The organism is Clostridioides sp. ZZV15-6388, assembly GCF_020657755.1.
Classification (GTDB): Bacteria; Bacillota; Clostridia; order Peptostreptococcales; family Peptostreptococcaceae; genus Clostridioides.
On record NZ_JAGWCU010000008.1, the window covers coordinates 43,767 to 62,157 of the forward strand.

Annotated in this window: 19 protein-coding genes and 2 riboswitches; of the genes, 15 read left to right on the forward strand and 4 right to left on the reverse strand. The window is 28.1% G+C overall.

The genetic code is table 11. The features are described from left to right. Positions 1-9 precede the first annotated feature (9 nt). Together KGF48_RS07220 and ribD are read right to left on the reverse strand one after the other, a co-directional pair. Positions 10-675 (reverse strand): riboflavin synthase, encoded by a 666-nt coding sequence (locus KGF48_RS07220; RefSeq protein ID WP_227840681.1) that lies wholly within the window; start codon positions 673-675, stop codon positions 10-12. A 29-nt stretch (positions 676-704) separates the two neighbouring features. Next, the gene (gene ribD / locus KGF48_RS07225; RefSeq protein WP_227840680.1) at positions 705-1,817 is read right to left on the reverse strand and encodes a bifunctional diaminohydroxyphosphoribosylaminopyrimidine deaminase/5-amino-6-(5-phosphoribosylamino)uracil reductase RibD; all 1,113 of its coding nucleotides are present in this window, start codon (positions 1,815-1,817) and stop codon (positions 705-707) included. Between the two features lie 137 nt (positions 1,818-1,954). Continuing rightward, positions 1,955-2,076, reverse strand: a riboswitch (FMN riboswitch). Positions 2,077-2,263: 187 nt separating this feature from the next. Between ribD and recQ the strand changes: the two genes are divergently transcribed. From recQ to KGF48_RS07265, 8 genes are all read left to right on the forward strand, one after another. Further along, complete coding sequence (gene recQ, locus KGF48_RS07230; protein ID WP_227867872.1) at positions 2,264-4,747, forward strand: DNA helicase RecQ; 2,484 nt, start codon at positions 2,264-2,266, stop codon at positions 4,745-4,747. Positions 4,748-4,835: 88 nt separating this feature from the next. After that, a riboswitch (TPP riboswitch) is annotated at positions 4,836-4,947 on the forward strand. Positions 4,948-5,089: 142 nt separating this feature from the next. Then, on the forward strand, positions 5,090-6,391 hold the full coding sequence (gene thiC / locus KGF48_RS07235; protein ID WP_227433195.1) for a phosphomethylpyrimidine synthase ThiC: 1,302 nt from the start codon (positions 5,090-5,092) through the stop codon (positions 6,389-6,391). A gap of 48 nt (positions 6,392-6,439) precedes the next feature. Further along, the gene (gene thiS / locus KGF48_RS07240; RefSeq protein ID WP_227828419.1) at positions 6,440-6,634 is read left to right on the forward strand and encodes a sulfur carrier protein ThiS; all 195 of its coding nucleotides are present in this window, start codon (positions 6,440-6,442) and stop codon (positions 6,632-6,634) included. Beyond that, on the forward strand, positions 6,621-7,430 hold the full coding sequence (thiF, locus tag KGF48_RS07245) for a sulfur carrier protein ThiS adenylyltransferase ThiF (RefSeq protein ID WP_227840686.1): 810 nt from the start codon (positions 6,621-6,623) through the stop codon (positions 7,428-7,430). The genes thiS and thiF overlap by 14 nt, the downstream gene beginning before the upstream one ends. A 62-nt stretch (positions 7,431-7,492) precedes the next feature. Next, a complete protein-coding gene (locus tag KGF48_RS07250) occupies positions 7,493-8,263 on the forward strand; it encodes a thiazole synthase (RefSeq protein WP_227828421.1) in 771 nt (256 codons plus the stop codon). A gap of 16 nt (positions 8,264-8,279) precedes the next feature. Further along, positions 8,280-9,383 carry a 2-iminoacetate synthase ThiH gene (thiH, locus tag KGF48_RS07255; RefSeq protein ID WP_227840678.1) on the forward strand — a complete coding sequence of 368 codons (1,104 nt, stop codon included), beginning with the start codon at positions 8,280-8,282 and terminating at the stop codon, positions 9,381-9,383. Continuing rightward, complete coding sequence (locus KGF48_RS07260) at positions 9,384-10,082, forward strand: thiamine phosphate synthase (protein ID WP_227850425.1); 699 nt, start codon at positions 9,384-9,386, stop codon at positions 10,080-10,082. A 179-nt stretch (positions 10,083-10,261) separates the two neighbouring features. Further along, a complete protein-coding gene (locus KGF48_RS07265) occupies positions 10,262-11,656 on the forward strand; it encodes a YfcC family protein (RefSeq protein WP_227828424.1) in 1,395 nt (464 codons plus the stop codon). Between the two features lie 184 nt (positions 11,657-11,840). On the opposite strand, the gene KGF48_RS07270 is transcribed toward KGF48_RS07265, so the two are convergent. Both KGF48_RS07270 and KGF48_RS07275 read right to left on the reverse strand, forming a co-directional pair. Next, complete coding sequence (locus KGF48_RS07270; RefSeq protein ID WP_227867873.1) at positions 11,841-12,350, reverse strand: SdpI family protein; 510 nt, start codon at positions 12,348-12,350, stop codon at positions 11,841-11,843. Between the two features lie 9 nt (positions 12,351-12,359). Further along, positions 12,360-12,620 (reverse strand): autorepressor SdpR family transcription factor, encoded by a 261-nt coding sequence (locus KGF48_RS07275; protein WP_227828427.1) that lies wholly within the window; start codon positions 12,618-12,620, stop codon positions 12,360-12,362. A gap of 277 nt (positions 12,621-12,897) precedes the next feature. Here KGF48_RS07275 and KGF48_RS07280 point away from each other — a divergent pair, with 277 nt between their 5' ends. The 7 genes from KGF48_RS07280 to moaA all read left to right on the forward strand — a co-directional run bounded on the left by KGF48_RS07280 (position 12,898) and on the right by moaA (position 18,388). Continuing rightward, positions 12,898-14,265, forward strand: coding sequence for a GTP pyrophosphokinase family protein (locus KGF48_RS07280; RefSeq protein ID WP_227828428.1), 1,368 nt, complete (start codon positions 12,898-12,900; stop codon positions 14,263-14,265). Positions 14,266-14,389: 124 nt separating this feature from the next. After that, positions 14,390-14,893 carry a molybdenum cofactor guanylyltransferase gene (locus tag KGF48_RS07285; protein ID WP_255630973.1) on the forward strand — a complete coding sequence of 168 codons (504 nt, stop codon included), beginning with the start codon at positions 14,390-14,392 and terminating at the stop codon, positions 14,891-14,893. Positions 14,894-14,940: 47 nt separating this feature from the next. Continuing rightward, complete coding sequence (locus KGF48_RS07290; protein WP_227840259.1) at positions 14,941-15,312, forward strand: CoA-binding protein; 372 nt, start codon at positions 14,941-14,943, stop codon at positions 15,310-15,312. Between the two features lie 161 nt (positions 15,313-15,473). After that, positions 15,474-15,812: a heavy metal-binding domain-containing protein gene (locus KGF48_RS07295; protein ID WP_227828431.1), complete on the forward strand. Its 339-nt coding sequence runs from the start codon at positions 15,474-15,476 to the stop codon at positions 15,810-15,812. A gap of 188 nt (positions 15,813-16,000) precedes the next feature. Next, complete coding sequence (gene yqeB / locus KGF48_RS07300; protein ID WP_227840258.1) at positions 16,001-16,816, forward strand: selenium-dependent molybdenum cofactor biosynthesis protein YqeB; 816 nt, start codon at positions 16,001-16,003, stop codon at positions 16,814-16,816. 62 nt (positions 16,817-16,878) lie between these two features. Beyond that, positions 16,879-17,382 (forward strand): MogA/MoaB family molybdenum cofactor biosynthesis protein, encoded by a 504-nt coding sequence (locus tag KGF48_RS07305; protein WP_227840257.1) that lies wholly within the window; start codon positions 16,879-16,881, stop codon positions 17,380-17,382. A gap of 46 nt (positions 17,383-17,428) precedes the next feature. Next, positions 17,429-18,388, forward strand: coding sequence for a GTP 3',8-cyclase MoaA (moaA, locus tag KGF48_RS07310; RefSeq protein ID WP_227840256.1), 960 nt, complete (start codon positions 17,429-17,431; stop codon positions 18,386-18,388). Positions 18,389-18,391 lie beyond the last annotated feature (3 nt).

Below are 18,391 nucleotides of genomic sequence, written 5' to 3' on the forward strand. Positions count from 1 at the left end.
TTATTATTTTTAAAAACCATTTTTAAATAAAAATTCTTTATCTATATTTGATTTATAGTTATTACTATTAGAATTTAATTCCTTGTAGTTTTTTACAAGAAAATTATTAACATACTTTCCAATTACATCACTTTCTAAATTGACAAAATCTCCAACATTCTTGGTTAAGAGAGTAGTGTTAAATTTAGTATGAGGTATAACAGAAACCTTAAATATTTCATCATCTAGATAAGCTATAGTTAGGCTTACACCATCAATAGCCACAGAGCCTTTGTGTATTATTGTTGATAAAAGTTCTTTGGATGATTGTATGCTTATTAAAACTGCGTTTTCATCTTTTTCAAATTTACAAATAGTACCTTTACTATCAACATGACCTGTTACTATGTGTCCACCAAATCTAGAAGAAAGACTCATAGCTCTTTCGAGATTTACTTTATCATTTGGATTTAATGAACTTAAATTTGTGGAACGAACTGTTTCCATCATGACATCAGCAGTAAATTCATTTTTACCTAAACTTGAAACAGTTAAGCAAACTCCATTTACAGCAATACTATCTCCAAGATTTGTGCCATCTAGTATTTTATTTGATTGTATGCTGACTTTTCCACTTTTGCCATTAGCTGTGATTTTTCTAAGTATTCCAACTTCTTCTACTATGCCAGTAAACATTTTGACCTCCTAGACATGTATTTATAAATTTAATTTAAAACATCAGACTCCACCAAAATATCTCCATCTATTAAAGTTACATTCTTAATTTCTAATTGTATAGCATCTGATAAGTAATTTATTCCCTCTCCAGAAACGAAAGTAGGAGCATCTTTTCCACCTATAATTTTAGGTGATAAAAATAATTTGACTTTATCAACTAAATTGTTTCTAAATAGACTGTCATTAAGTGTAGCACCACCTTCAACTAAAACAGAATCAATTTTCAATTCTCCTAATTTATACATTACAAATTCTAAATCTACCATATTATTTTTTTTAGGAGAAAGTACTACTTCAATATTATTTTTTATTAGAACTGATGATTTTTCACTATCTTCACAACACGTAAAAACTATAGTTTTACTGTTTTTATCTTTAACTAATTTGCTATCAACTGGCAATTTTAAATTTGTGTCTATTATTATTCTTACAGGGTGAGATACATTTTCCTGGTTAAGTCTGCAAGTTAGCAACGGATTATCATTTAAAACTGTATTTATCCCAACCATTATACCTTGATATTTATTTCTATACTTATGACTTAGATATCTTGAGGATTCATTAGATATCCATTTTGATTCTAGCGATTTTGTGGCAATCTTGCCATCTAAACTTACTGCTGATTTTACAATACAAAGAGGTTTTTTTGTTTTTATGTAGTAAAAAAATATTTCATTTAATTGTTTTGCTTCTTTTTCTAATACACCTACAGTAACATCAATGTTATTGTCCCTTAGTTTTTTTACTCCATTACCACAAACGATTGGATTTGGGTCTAATGTAGATATTACGACTCTCTTAATCTTATTTTGAATAATTTTATCTACACAAGGAGGTGTTTTGCCATAATGAGAACATGGTTCTAAATTTACATAAAGAGTAGTGTCTTTTAAACTTTGATTAGCACTATTTATAGCATTTATTTCAGCGTGATTAGAGCCAAATTTCTCATGATATCCTTTACCTATTATGTCGTTATCCTTAACAATTACACATCCCACTAATGGATTTGGATTTACAAAACCTTCTCCATTTTTGGCCAATTCAATAGCTTTTTTCATATAATAAATATCTTTTTCTTTTTGACTTATAAATTTCACAATATTTACACCTCCTATTTAAACTTAGATAATTTTCAAACAAAAAACCCTGAGAATTAACTCAGGGTCTAGAATAATCTACAATAAATATTGCATAAATGTATAGCAAAACTGCTCTACAAAAACACTTATTTAGCATATATCTTCTTCCATCCAGACTTTACTGTCGGCTTTGGAATTTAACCAAATCAACCAAGTTTTAACTCAGCTCGCGGGCTATACCGCCGATTGGGAATTTCACCCTACCCCGAAGATTAAGTATTAAATTTATATTTAGAATGTATCATAAATTATTTTACTTTGCAAACTATTTTTTTAAAAATATATGTTAATATATAATATATAACAGCTAGAAACTTTGGAATAATGCGATTGTGAATATAAAAATAAAAATTTGAACATAATCAGAAAAGAAGTTTAATTAATTTGAATTGGGAGAGAAATATATGAACAAAAAACCTTTAGAAATATTATCAAAATACTATGGATATACAAGTTTTAGAAAAGGCCAAGAGTCCATAATAAATTCTATTTTGAATAAAAAAGATGTATTAGCTATAATGCCAACTGGAGGAGGAAAATCTATATGTTATCAACTTCCAGCATTGATATTAGATGGGATGACAGTAGTGATTTCACCACTTATATCTCTTATGAAAGACCAAGTAGACGCTTTAAAAGCCATGGGAATCAATGCCGCTTTTATAAATAGTTCATTGGGAAACAAAGAATTTAATGAAATATTAAGTAATATTAGAAAAAATACTTATAAAATACTTTATATTGCTCCAGAAAGATTAGATACTCAAGAATTTCTTGAACTAATAAATAATAATGACATAAGCCAAATTGCAATAGATGAAGCACATTGTGTATCTCAATGGGGACATGATTTTAGACTGAGCTATAGAAGGATTTCTACGTTTATCAATAGTTTGTCTAAAAGACCCATAGTCACAGCTTTTACAGCTACTGCATCAGAAGAGGTAAGAGCTGATATAATAAATTTATTGTGTTTAGAGAGTCCAGATTGTTACATAACAGGGTTTGATAGAGAAAACCTAGCAATAAATATAGTAAAATCATCTAGTAAAAATAAATATATTTTAGATTATATTCAAAATCATAAAAATGAGTCTGGAATTATATATACAGCTACTAGAAAAGAAGTTGAAAATATCTATAATGGCTTAGCAAAGAGAAATATATCTGTATCAAAATACCATGCAGGTTTATCTAAAAATGAAAGAAATAAGAATCAAGAAGATTTTATAAATGATAATATAGATATAATGATAGCAACAAATGCATTTGGAATGGGTATTGATAAGCCCAATATAAGATGGGTTATACACTATAATATGCCTCAAAGTGTAGAAAATTACTACCAAGAAATAGGGAGAGCTGGTAGGGATGGAGAAAAAAGTGAATGTATACTTTTATTTTCTCCAAGAGATGTACATATACAAAAATATTTAATAGATATTGGTGTTGAAAATCCCGAAAGAAAATTATTTCAACATAAAAAACTTCAGCATATGATTGATTTAGTCTATAGTAATTCTTGTTATAGGAAGACAATATTAAATTATTTTGGGGAAAATTATGTAGAAAATTGTAATAACTGTAGTAATTGTCTAGTGGAGGGGGAAATAGTAGATAAAACCATAGATGCTCAAAAAGTTATTTCATGTGTAGCTAGAATGAAAAGAAGCTATGGTGTTACTACTATTGTAGATGTACTTAGAGGGTCTAAAAACAAAAAAATTTTACAACTTGGTTTAGATACTTTGTCTACATATAATATTATGAGAGATTATTCAAGTGAAGACTTGAAGAATTTTATAAATACATTGGTTTCTCATGGGTTTTTAGATTTAGTCGAAACTTTAGGTAGCGGAAACAGAGGAAGTTACCCAACTATAAGATTAAATGATATGTCTATGAAAGTTTTGAAGGGTGAGGCAAAGGTAGAATTTAAGGAAATTGTAATGACAAAATCCCTAGAAGTAGAAGATGAATTATATAATGCTTTAAGAGAGTTAAGACACTTAATTGCAAGTGAAGAAAAAATAGCTCCATATATGGTTTTTGGAGATGGAACACTTAGAGCTATGTCTAGTAGTTATCCAGTCAATAAAGAAGAAATGCTAAATATATCTGGAGTAGGAGAAATTAAATATCAAAAATATGGTGAAGATTTTGAAACACTAATCAAAGAATATGTCGAAAAAAATAATATAAATAAAAAAGATAAAGAAAAAAATATCGATTTAACGAATGATAATAGTGAATTTCTTGAAGTTAATACAGATAAAGCTTTATATGAAAGGCTAATAAATATTCGAGAAGAATATGCTAAAAAAGAAAAATTACTTCCATACATGATTTTAACTAATAAAGCTTTGAAAGAAATAAGTGGAAGATATCCCATTGATAAAGAACAATTAAAGGATATTTCAGGTATAGGTGAAGTAAAAATTGAAAAGTATGGGGCTAGTATTTTAGATGAAGTTAAACATTATGTAAAAGAAAATAGTATTGATGTTAATTGGGAGAAAAAGAAAAAAAGAAAATTGATACTAGATGGAGAAAGCAGAAAAAACAATGAAATAGCATTAGATTTACTAAATCAAGGGAAGGACATACAAAGTGTTAGCCAAGAAATAGAAGTCTCCTTATCTACGGTTATTGGATATGTATATGATTATGTGAAAGATGGGCAGAGTATGTCATTTACATTGGATTTAGAAAGTTTTTATACTGAAGATGAAAAGAAAATGATTTTAGAAGTGTGTGAAAAAATAGGTTATGAAAATTTAAATAACATAAAAAGAAAACTTCCAGATTCAATAAAGTATGAAAATATAAGGGCTGTAATACTTAAAACTTATCTTGAAAATTCGAAAAAAGGTGTATCGTTAGAGTAAAGTTAGGTGGATTAAAATATAAAATTTGTATTATTGTGTTGAACTAATATTTTTGCTGTGTTATACTGAATTTGTAAAAATGATAAAAATTTAGAGCTAGGGGCGCTAGAATTGGCTAGCTGAGAGATAAAGCCGTAACTTACAAACCCTAATAACCTGATCAAGATAATGCTTGCGAAGGGAAGCTTTGTAATATAATTTTGTTATATAAATAGATAAATTATTCTGTATAGTGAGAAATTTGTCTAAGTGTATATATGATTATAAGAGTGCTTTCCAAAACAAGGAAAAGCACTTTTTTTATTGTTAAAAACTATAACTTTAATCTTGGAGGAATGTAATATGAATTATACAACGCAAATGGATGCTGCTAGAAAAGGCATAATAACTAAAGAAATGGAAATCGTTTCTCAAAAGGAACAAGTAGATGTAAATGAATTAAGAGAATTAATAGCAAAGGGACAAGTTGTTATACCTGCTAACAAAAATCATAAATCCTTAAGTGCAGAAGGTGTAGGTAAAAATTTAAGAACAAAGATAAATGTAAACCTAGGAATTTCAAGAGATTGTAAGAATATAGAAAATGAACTTGAAAAAGTTAAAGTGGCAATAGACATGAAAGCTGAAGCAATAATGGATTTAAGTAACTATGGAAAAACTAGAGAATTTAGAGAAAAAGTTGTTGAAATGTCACCTGCAATGATAGGTTCGGTTCCTATGTATGATGCAGTAGGGTATTTAGAAAAAGAACTAAAGGATATAACAGAAGAAGAATTTTTAAATGTAATAAGACAACATGCTATTGACGGAGTTGATTTTATTACTATACATGCTGGTCTTACTAGAAGTGTTTGCCAAAAGATAAAAAATCATGAAAGATTGACTCATATAGTATCTCGTGGAGGTTCATTATTATTTGCTTGGATGGAGTTAAATAATAAAGAAAATCCTATTTATACTAATTTTGATAAGATTTTAGATATTTGTGAAGAATATGATGTTACATTAAGTTTAGGAGATGCTTGCAGACCTGGTTGTATAAAAGATTCTACAGATGGTGTTCAGATTCAAGAACTTGTTGTATTAGGAGAGCTTACTAAAAGAGCATGGGAAAGAAATGTACAAGTCATGATAGAAGGCCCTGGTCATATGGCTATTGATGAAATAGAAGCAAATGTAGTGTTAGAAAAAAGACTATGTCATGGAGCGCCTTTTTATGTTCTTGGACCATTGGTTACGGATATAGCACCAGGTTATGACCATATAACTAGTGCAATAGGAGGAGCATTAGCATGTGCTAAAGGAGTAGATTTTTTATGCTACGTAACTCCAGCAGAACACTTAAGATTACCTAATTTAGATGATATGAAAGAAGGGATAATAGCTGCTAAAATAGCTGCTCATGCAGGAGATATAGCTAAGAATGTTAAAGGAGCTCGTGAGTGGGATAACAAAATGAGTAAAGCTAGAGCAGATTTAGATTGGTGTGAAATGTTTAGACTTGCAATAGACCCTGAAAAGGCTAAAAGATATAGAGATGAGTCAACTCCTACTCATGAAGATAGTTGTACTATGTGTGGAAAAATGTGTTCAATGAGAACAGTTAAGAAAATATTAAACAATGAGGAACTTAATTTAATATAATTTGTACCAAGGATTGGTTGAATAAAGTCAAAAGGAGGAGGTGAGTTAGTGAAGGTTAATGGCAAGAATATTGAATTCAAAGAAAATTTAACTGTTATAGATTTGTTGAATAAATATAACTTAAAGAGTGATAGAGTTGTAGTTGAGATAAATCTAGAAATAGTTGAAGAATCTAATTACAATACATATATATTAAAGGATGAAGATGTTGTAGAACTTATTGGCTTTATTGGAGGTGGTTAAAATAAAAATATTTGTAAATGAAATATTAACAGATGTTGAAGAAAATACAACTGCCTATAAAGTTAGAGATAATTATAATCATAAATGTGATGTATTGGTGTTGAATGGATATCCAATTAAAGCCGACATTCCACTTTCTGAAAATGATAAATTAACACTTATACAAAAAGGGGTTAAGCCTTCTTTTGATGAGCTAGAAAGCTTGTTGATAGCTAGGCATACTCCAAATGTGCATAATAAATTAAAAAAAGGAAGAGTTGCTATATTGGGACTAGGTGGACTTGGATCCAATATAGCTATCTCTTTAGCTCGAATTGGAGTTGGAGAACTTCTACTTATAGATTATGATGTTGTAGAGCCATCTAACTTAAATAGACAGCAATACTTTATAGACGATATAGGAAAACTAAAAACAGATGCTATGGTTGAAAATATAACAAAAATTAATCCATTTGTAAAATTAAAAACGCAAAATGTTTTTTTAAATAAATACAATATGGATGTACTTAAAGAGGCAGATTTGATAATTGAAGCTTTCGATGATGCTTCATGTAAAGCACAAGTTTGTAATTATACCTTACTAAACTTGAAAGATAAATATTTGATAGCATCATCAGGTATGGCAGGTTATTATGATTCAAATATAATAACTACTAAGAAAATAAGAGATAGATTTTATATATGTGGAGATTTTGTAAATGAAGCTAAATTTGGAGAAGGACTTATGGCACCAAGAGTAGCTATTTGCGCAAATCATATGGCAAATTTGGCAACACAAATACTTATAGATATGTAAATGCGTGAGTCACAAAATAAAAAGATTGAAAATTGAAAAAGTTAAGATAGGGAGGAAAGAAAATGGATAAATTAGTACTTGGAGGACATGAATTTAATAGTAGATTATTGGTTGGAACAGGTAAATATGGCTCAAATGATATATTGCCTAAAGTAATCAAAGAAAGTGGAAGCGAAATAATAACAATGGCACTTAGAAGAGTAGATTTAGATAATAAACAAGAAAATATCTTAACGTATATTCCAAAAGAAATGACTATACTTCCAAATACATCAGGAGCTACTAATGCAGAAGAAGCTGTAAGAATAGCTAGAATATCTAGAAAAATGGGTTGTGGAGACTTTATAAAAATAGAAGTAATATCAGATACTAGATACTTACTTCCTGATAATGAAGAAACTATAAAAGCTACAAAAATACTTGCTGATGAGGGATTTATAGTACTTCCATATATGACGCCAGACCTTTATGCTGGAAGAAGACTTATAGAAGCTAAAGCAGCAGCGGTTATGCCTCTTGGTGCTCCAATTGGTTCAAATAGAGGTCTTCAAATGAAAGAAATGATAAAAATAATGATAGATGAATTAGATATACCAATAATAGTTGATGCAGGTATTGGTAAACCGTCTCAAGCTATGGAAGCTATGGAAATGGGTGCTGATGCAGTACTTGTTAATACTGCTATAGCTTCAGCAGGTGACCCTGTGCAAATGGCTAGAGCATTTAAGTTAGCTGTAGAAGGTGGACGAGAAGCTTATATAGCAAAAGCAGGAAGTGTATCAGAATTTGCAAACGCATCTTCTCCTTTAACAGGTTTTTTAGGCAATTTATAGAAAGTGGTGATTGATGATGAGTTTTTATGAGGTAATAGAAAAATATAGGGATTTTGATTTTGATGGATATTTAAATAATGTTACAGACAATGATGTTTTAAGAAGTTTATCAAAAGACAAACTTGAGGATTTTGATATATTAAATTTACTTTCTGAAACTGCTGTAAAACATTTAGAAGCTATGGCACAAAAAGCACATAAATTAAGTGTTCAATATTTTGGAAAGACAGTCTGTCTATATACCCCAATGTATATAGCAAATTACTGTGTAAATCAATGTGTTTATTGTAGTTACAATATAAAAAGTGGAATAAAAAGAAAAAAACTAACTATGGATGAAATTAGAGAGGAAGGAAATGAAATTTCAAAAGAAGGTTTCAAACACCTACTTGTTTTAACTGGTGAAAGTAGTTTTCATTCAAGTGTAGAATATATAGGTGAAGCTATAGAAATATTAAGAGATAAATTTCCATCTATAGGAATTGAAGTATATCCGATGGAAGTAGATGAATATAAGTATATTGTAGACAAAGGTGTTGAAGGTCTAACTGTATACCAAGAGACTTATGATGAGGAAATATATAAAAGAGTACATTTAAAAGGGCCAAAATCAAATTATAAATTTAGATTAGATGCTCCTGAAAGAGGAGCAAAGGCAGGTATGAGAACTCTATCAATAGGAGCACTTTTAGGATTAAACGATTTTAGAAAAGAGACCTTCTTTACGATATTGCATGGGAAATATCTAAAAACAAAATATCCTCATATTGAGCTTTCATATTCAACACCAAGAATGAGACCATTCAAAGGTTGTTTTGAAGAATTAGTAGATATAAGCGATACTGATTTAGTTCAAGCTATGGTTTGTATGAGACTGTTTGACCCTCATGCAGCTTTAAATATATCTACTAGAGAAAATTTAGAAATGAGAAGTCATATAATACCTTTAGGGGTAACTAAATTAAGTGCAGGTGTATCTACAGATGTAGGAGGTCATTCTCAAGATGAACATGATACTGCTCAATTCAAAATAAATGATGAAAGTACTGTTGAAGATATAGAGAAAATGCTAAATTCAATTGGTTATCAACATGTATTTAAAGATTGGGAAAGATTTTAGATGTATTTGATAACAAATAGAAATTTATGTAGTGAGGAACGATACTTAGAGGTTATTAAAGAATCTATATTGAGTGGCGTAGAAAATATTATAATAAGAGAAAAAGATTTAGAATATGAAGCATTAAAAGATTTATATATAAAGATAAAAAAGAAAATCAAGTGCATTAATTTTCAAGAAAAAATATTAGATGAAAGCTTGAAGAACAGTATAAAAAAGAAAGAAAATAATGATGGCTTTAACGTAAACTTCATAATAAATAGTAATATAGAATTTTTTGAAAAGATAGATTGTCAAGGTATTCATCTTCCATTTAAATTGTTTTTGAATTTACTGGGAAATAGGTATAATTTCAATGAAAATAAAATATTGGGATTGTCATTACATAAAGTAGAAGAAGTAAAGTATCTAGAAGAAATAATAAGAAAACAAAATATAAAAATAGATTACATAACATTATCACATATATATGAAACTAAGTGTAAAGAAAATTTATTGCCAAAAGGAATTGAACTTTTAAAGGAAGCTAAGAAAATTACTGATATTAAGATAGTTGCACTTGGAGGAATTCTACCATCTAATGTCAAAGAAACATTAAAATACTGTGATGATTTTGCTGTAATGTCAACTATAATGAAATCTAAAAATATTGAAGAAACAATATCAAATTATAATGAAAAAATTCAATTAGCAAAATAGGAAGTAAAGTATTTAAATTGAATAAAAATAAAAAAAGCTATCTTTTAAAATCTAAAAGAGAGCTTTTTTATTTTGTATCTTTGCTAATAAAAAATTGTAAAAAGGGAAAACTTTAGTCAGAGAGATTAAAAAATATCCTATATAGATTCAAAATTTAGTAAAGTATGGAGGGCATTATAATGATTGACAGTAAGAAGAAACGATTTATTATACCACACACTTTTACAATTATATTCTTGCTAATAGTCTTAATGGCAATATTAACTTGGATAGTACCAAGTGGTGAATTTAGTAGAGAAGATGTAGAAGGTAGGATGGTTGTTGTACCAGGAACTTATCAAAGTGTAGAAAGTAATCCTCAAGGATTTACAGATGTTTTTAAAGCGCCTATAGAAGGTTTTATTGATTCAGCAGAAGTTGTAGGATTTGTTTTAATAGTTGGAGGTGCTTTTGGTATTGTAAATAGAACTGGAGCTATAGAAGCAGGAATAGCATCAGTTATATCGAAGTTTAAAGGAAAAGAACTACTTATAATTCCGATATCAATGATTTTATTTGGTCTTGGAGGTACTACATTTGGGATGGCAGAAGAAACATTACCATTTTATATGATATTTGTTCCACTTATGACATCCTTAGGATATGATTCTCTAACCGCCATCGCGATTGTATTTATAGGAGCAGCAGCAGGAGCGGCTGCATCGACAATAAATCCATTCTCAGTTGGTATTGCACAAGCACTAGCTCAACTTGCTCCTGGTTCAGGAGTAGCATATAGAGTAGTGATTTTTATAGCATATATATTAATCAGTATAGCGTTTGTAATGTATTATGCTAAAAAAGTTAAAGAAAACCCTGAAAGCTCAATAGTGTATGAGATAGATAAAAATAATAAATCAATACTTAATCATACTTCAACTGAAATAAAAGAGTTTACTTTTAAAGAAGTATCTGTTCTTGCTATATTTGGAATAGGAATGGCGATAATGATTTGGGGTGTTTTAAGTCAAGGATGGTATATCCCAGAAATATCAATGTGTTTTGCTGCGATAGGTGTACTTTCTGGATTAGTTGGTAGATTGTCACAAAGTGAAATTTCTGATAGTTTCATAGATGGAGCAAAAGATTTAGCATCAGCTGCTCTTGCAATAGCTTTAGCTCGTGGAATTGTAATAATTGCTCAAAATGGATTCATAATAGATACTATATTAAATTCTGCAGCAAGCTTTTTAGGTGGACTTCCAAAGGTTATATTTGTATATCTATCATTTTTCTTGGAAGCTGCGTTGGCATTTTTGATTCCATCATCTTCAGGACTTGCTTCACTTACAGTGCCTGTTCTTGCTCCTCTTGGTGATTTAGTTAATATATCAGCTCAAGTTATAGTAACTGCTTATCAATTTGGGGTAGGTCTTACAAACTTTATAACTCCAACATCTGGAGTACTAATGGGAGCACTTGCAGTAGCTCATGTTCCTTTCTCAAAATGGGTAAAATTTATAATGCCTATATTGTTGATTTTAACAGCTGTATCTTTAGTTTTTTTAACAATAGGTATATATATAGGTTTTTAATTGAAGAGAGTTTAATTTAATATATTTAGAAATTATATAAAATACTAAAAATATGATTATTAATAAATTGCCACCATAAATTTTTTGGTGGCAATTTATTTTATAAATGTTTCATTTCAATATTAAAACAAATTATAGCTTCCCTTAAGAAGAAGTTGCTTTATTTTATTATATTTATAATTATTTATTTAGGAGTATGAGCTCTAAATTTATTTCTATAATGAAGCAATAAATATAATAAAGGTATTGCAAACCATATGAACTGGCATGCTGTTGTGACTGTAGCTGAATCAAAGTAAAAACTCAATATAATCATTCCAATAGCTATAACAAATGATAAATACGCAAAAATCTTACTTGCCTTTTTCCATATTTTTTCATCTCCAATGGCCCAAGCATATTTAGTATCTATGTTCTTATAAATTTGTAGCTTAGGTAATAAATTACCAAAATATATAATTATAATGGCATTTATTATAACTGATACTTTGTCGTTAATTTCATAAGAAAATATCTCATCTATACCTAGTAAAGGAATGATAAACCTTCCAACTGCGACTATTAAAAATAACATTTGTAACCTTCTTGCAGTTTTAACTTTTGGGTTATCTTTTGAAAAACCTAAAATTTCTGGTGCATTTACATAGTTTATAATTAATAATGCTACAAGTAATATTAAACCCATATTTTCCATAATAACCTCCTATATCTTTTTAAAAATATCCAAGAAGTTTCCAAGTACTTCTTGAAGGACTGATAAATTAATAGAATAAATCAAAAATTGTCCCATTTTTTCTGAGCTAATAAGTTCTGCATCTTTTAAAATATCTAAATGTTTAGATATTGCTGGTTTAGACATATTAAAATGACTTGCTATTTCTCCTGCATTCATATCTCTTTCATTAAGTAATTTTAAAATTTCTCTTCTAGTTTCATCACTTAATGCTTTAAATACTTTTACCATAATATCCTCCTTGCTATAGATATAAATATTTAACTAATTAGTTAAATATTTATATCTATAGTATACTCGTATTAGGAAAAAAAATCCACTATTTTTATAACTTCATTATTACGAAATCTTTTAATTTTATCTGATATTTTAATTCTAATTTGAAATATATATGAAGGTTTTTGGAGAATACTTACTTATAATAGGAAAAAATGTTAAAATAAGAATGTAGTTAAATATAAAGAACTGAAATAGCTAACAGTTATTAAACATAGGAGTGTAAAAATTTATGGGATTAAAAGAATTTGATTTTATTGAAGAGTCTATAGAAATGTTGAGGACAATGTCTCCAACATTAGAAACTATATCAGATGAAATAGAAGAGTACTTTGAAAATATCTTGGATGAAAAAAATCAAGAGTATATAAATGTAACCTCTAGAATAAAATCAGAATCAAGTTTAAGGGAAAAGATAATTAGAAATAGATATTTAAAAAAATATGGGGAGGCAAGTAATCTTATTCATAATGTATCTGATTTAATAGGACTAAGAATTGAGTGTAGATTTATTGAGGATGAAAATAAGATATATAGGCTTTTAAGAAGATACTTTAATAAAACAGATGATAAAATAAACTACTATAATAAAGAAAATAAAAATATTAAATTAAAATTGTCTGAAAGACAACCTAATAAGCAAAAAAATGGATTTGAAATATATAAGATAGATGGAGTTTTTGCATATTTAGATAGAGAAGTAAAATTTGAACTTCAAATTAAATCTCTTGTAAATGTGTTTTGGAGTGAGATTGAACATAAAATAATTTATAAAAATAACACATATTTACTTGCTGATAAATTTATAAAGGATATGATGGACTCTATAAAGAATAATCTTACTATGATAGATAATCAGCTTTTGAGTATTTATAAAAACTTTCATTCAGGAAAGTCTTTTAATATGAAAGGAAGTAAAAAAGAAATTGAAAAGCTCTTTGCAAAATTAGTGTACGATGCTTTTTCAGAAAAGATGAATAAAAGTATAGGTTTTGTTGTGGATTTTAAAAAGCCATGTGAAACTATATTAAGTTATTCTTTTAATAAACAAGATATAAGCGATGAAGTTTTAGGTAATTTTATGCTTGATGAGTTTGCAAGATTAAATGAAATTGTAAATAAAGATATAGATTTTAATGACCAAATAGAGTTTGAAAGAGAACCTACATTTGATGATAAATTCTGTAATGATTTAGGAAATCATTTTAGAAGTAGACTAAATACGGAGTTTCCATGGAACTTATTTTTTAGGATATTGTTTGAAATAGAACCATGTAATAACACTGAAGACTTTGAAAACTTTGTAGAGTTTATAAAGGAAAATGTATTGCTTGAAGAAAATAGAGAACAACTCTTATGTCAATTTGAAGAAGATAGTAAATTTATAATTGAAGATATATATAATTGTATTTTTAATAGTATAAGTGAGGTTGATAGTGTTGAAATTTTATATAACTATAATCTTGAAAAAATCAATTTTACATCAAGTGAAATTATAAATTGTATCTGTAGAGAGTATGAGTGTTATAGTGAATATTTAGAAGAAAAAGAAAAACTTATGAATGCATTTAAAGAAAAAATTATTCAGGTTTTTGAGTAGTCAATCAATATTGAAATGGCGCAATAGCGCCATTTTTCAAATATATATAAATAAAAGTATTTTAGAGGAGGCGATTTGTATAGAGAGAACAGGTGTAATTTTAGCAGGAGGGAAAAGCTCTAGAATGGGGAAAGATAAAGCTTTTTTAGAATTACATGAAAAGCCTTTTATTGAAATTGCAATAGAAGTTTTTAAAAATTTTGATGAAGTAATAATAGTATCTAACAATGAAGAATTATATTCAAAATATAACATTAAAGTTTATAATGATATAATAAAAAATGTTGGTCCAATAGGAGGAATATATACTGCTCTTGAACATGCAAAGTATGATATAGTTACAGTTGCATGTGATATGCCGTATCTAAATAATGAAGTAGTCGAAAAAATAGCTGATGAAATGGATGATAAAAGTGTAATTTCAGTAACAAATGGAAAGTTACAACCATTGTGTTCTGGATACAAAAAGAGTATAATAAATAAAGTATCTTTATGTATAGGGAAAAATGATTTGAAGCTTAGAACTCTTATAGAAAAAATAGATAAAAGCTATATATACTTTGATAACGAAGATTTATTTTTAAATGTAAATACTATTGATGAGTATAAAAAATTGACTGAAGTTTAATTAGCTACGGTTGTAAAATAGAGTAGGATTTATATGGAGGAGAATTTATGAATTTACTTAAATGTGATTCTTGGGCAGTGATATTAAATAATAGTGACGAAGGAAGTAAAGCATATAAAATATTAGATGAACTTAAAAAGAATATGTACAAAGTTGTTGCTATAGATGAAGAGAAAAAGAATATTGAAGGTATAGATGTATATGAGTGTCTAAAAGACGTACCACACAATATTGATGTTGTAGCTATTATAGATAAGCAGTCTAAGATGGATGCCATTTTAGAAGAGATAGAACTTTTAGACATACAAAATATCTGGTTTGAAAAAGGAAGCTTTAGTGAAATGATTATTAAAAAAACTAAGGATTTAAAATTGAATGTAGAATACAATTTAAGTTTATATGATGAGTTAACTAAGTAAAATTATATATAGAAATGATTAAGAACATAATTGGTTAACGAAATATCTTATTTTATAATATAGATTTCCTAGATAAAGTATCAAATTAAAAGATTTATTAAGAAGATTCCTATTTACATGATATAATATATTAAACAGGAATATTAAGGAGTTGATATATTATGTTAATAGTAACTACAGAAAAAGTAGAAGGAAAAAAAATAGCAGAAGTGTTAGGATTAGTTAGAGGAAGTACAATAAGAGCAAAACATGTTGGAAAAGATATAGGAGCAAGCTTTAAGAATCTTGTTGGTGGAGAACTTACAGGATATAATGAAATGCTTACAGAAGCAAGACAAATTGCAATAGGCAGAATGGTTGAAGATGCAGAATCTAAAGGTGCAAATGCAATAATAGCATTTAGATTGTCTTCAGCTTCAGTTATGCAAGGAGCAGCAGAAATGCTTGCTTATGGAACAGCAGTTATTTTAGAAGATAACAATGATATAGCTGAAAAATAAAGTATAAGTAATTAGAAAGAGACATCTTTTATAAATTTTATGGATGTCTCTTTTTGTTTGAAAAATATCAGGTAAAAGTAATTTTTAACAATTATGATAATAAAATAAGATGATATTATATAAATAAGTAAAATTATATTATATAATATAAAGTATAGACTTTAAAATTTTTATTAGTAGGAGAAAATATGAACAATGTTATAATAGTTAGAGGAGCTGGAGATTTAGCAACAGCAGTTATACACAAGTTACATAACTGTGGTTTTAAAATAATTGCTTTAGAAGTTGAAACTCCTCTTGCAATAAGAAGGAAAGTTTCTTTTAGTGAGGCTATTTATGAAAAGGAAGTTTCTGTGGAAGGTGTCTATTGTGTGTATTGCAAAGATAAAACAGAAATAAAAAAAGCTTTAAATAAAAGAAAAGTGGCGCTAATAATAGACCCAAAAGGTAAATATATAGATGAAATACGTCCTGTAGCAGTTATAGATTGTATACTTGCAAAAAAAAATATTGGAACAAATAAAGCGATGGCACCACTTACAATAGCTTTGGGTCCGGGGTTTTGTGCAGGTAAAGATGTAGATATAGTTATTGAAACTATGAGAGGACATAATTTAGGAAAAGTGATAAGAGAAGGATATGCTTTAAAAAATACAGGAATACCAGGTGCTATATTGGGTATAACTAAAGACCGAGTTTTTTATTCTGAGAACGTTGGAATAATAGAAACTATATGTAATATAGGAGATGTAGTTAAAAAAGGAGATATAATATGTTATATCACTGAAAAAAATGGAAATAAAATAGAAGTGAAAGCTTCTTTAGATGGTGTTTTGAGAGGCATATTGAGAAATGGTTCACAAATAGAAAAAGGATTAAAGATATTGGATATAGACCCTCGAATGGAAGAAGTAAAAAATTCATTTACGATATCAGATAAAGGACGTTGTATAGCAGGAGCAGTTTTAGAAGCATTATTATCAGAAGGAATATTACCAGAATAGGTTCTATTAAATAGATTTTTTATTTATAAAAGTTTAATTAATATGTAAAGGGGTGAAACCATATGTTTAATGTAGCAATTATAACACTTAGTGATAAGGGCTATGAAGGGAAAAGAGAAGACATAACAGGAAAAAAATTAACTGAATTTGTTGAAAATACAGGGAATTATAAAGTTATTGAATATGTGTTGATAAAAGATGATAAGGAAATGTTAAAGGAAAATATTATAAAAATTTGTGACAGTAATAAAGTAGATTTAATTATTACCAATGGAGGTACTGGATTTTCAAAGAGAGATATAACTCCAGAGGCTACTAAAGATGTTTTAGAAAGAGAGATACCAGGTCTTAGTGAATACATGAGAATGAAATCTACAGAAATTACTAAAAAAGCTATACTAAGTAGGGGTGTAAGTGGAATAAGGAATAATTCTATAATAATAAATTTACCTGGAAGTCCCAAAGGTGCAGTTGAAAATCTAAGCTTCATTATTGATGTTTTAGACCATGGCATAGAAATTTTAAGAGGAGAAGCCACAGAATGTGCCACTAATAACAAAAAATAGTATATAATTCAGATAGATAAAAAATAGACAAAGAGGTAGATAAAGTATGATTGATAAGTATGGAAGAAAAATAGACTACCTTCGTATTTCACTTACAGATAAGTGTAATTTAAGGTGTGTTTATTGTATGCCACCAGATGTTAAATTTGAAAAAAATTATATAAACGATAATCTAAGTTTTGAAGACTATAAATTCATTATAAAGGCTATGTCAGAACAAGGGATAACAAAGGTTAGATTTACTGGAGGAGAGCCTCTTTTATATCCCAATTTAAATGAACTTATAAGGTTTACAAGAGAAGAATGTGGAATAGAAAATATAGGAATGACAACTAATGCTCTTGGACTTTCTGATAGAATATTTGAGCTTAAAGAATGTGGTCTGAATAAAGTAAATATAAGCTTAGATTCTTTAAAGGAATATAAATATAAATCTGTGACAAGAGGTGGCAATTTAAAAGAAGTATTAAAATCAATTGAGTCATGTTTAAATTTAGGTATAAAAGTAAAAGTAAATTGTGTTGCCATAAATGGATTTAATGATGATGAGCTTAAAGACTTTATGTTTTTAACAGTTAAATCACCAATTGATGTAAGATTTATTGAACTTATGCCATTGGGTGAAGCTAATAGAGTCTACAAAAAAGGATATTTTAATGTAAAAGAAATGGTTGAAAAAATATATGGTTTATATAAAGTTAAAAATGATGAAAAAAGTACAGCAGAATATTATAAGTTTAAAGGAGCAAAAGGAAGAATAGGAATTATAACTCCATTAAGCTGTTCATTTTGCAAAACTTGTAATCGTATTAGACTTACCTCTAGTGGTGCAATAAAACTGTGTCTACATTCAAAAGAAGAAATAGATATAAAACCACTTTTACATAAACCATTGTTATTTAGAGAAACTATGAAAGATATAATAAAAGAAAAGCCAGAAAAACATCATTTAATAGAAAATAAATGTAGTGATACAAATAGACGTATGTATGAAATTGGAGGATAGGTA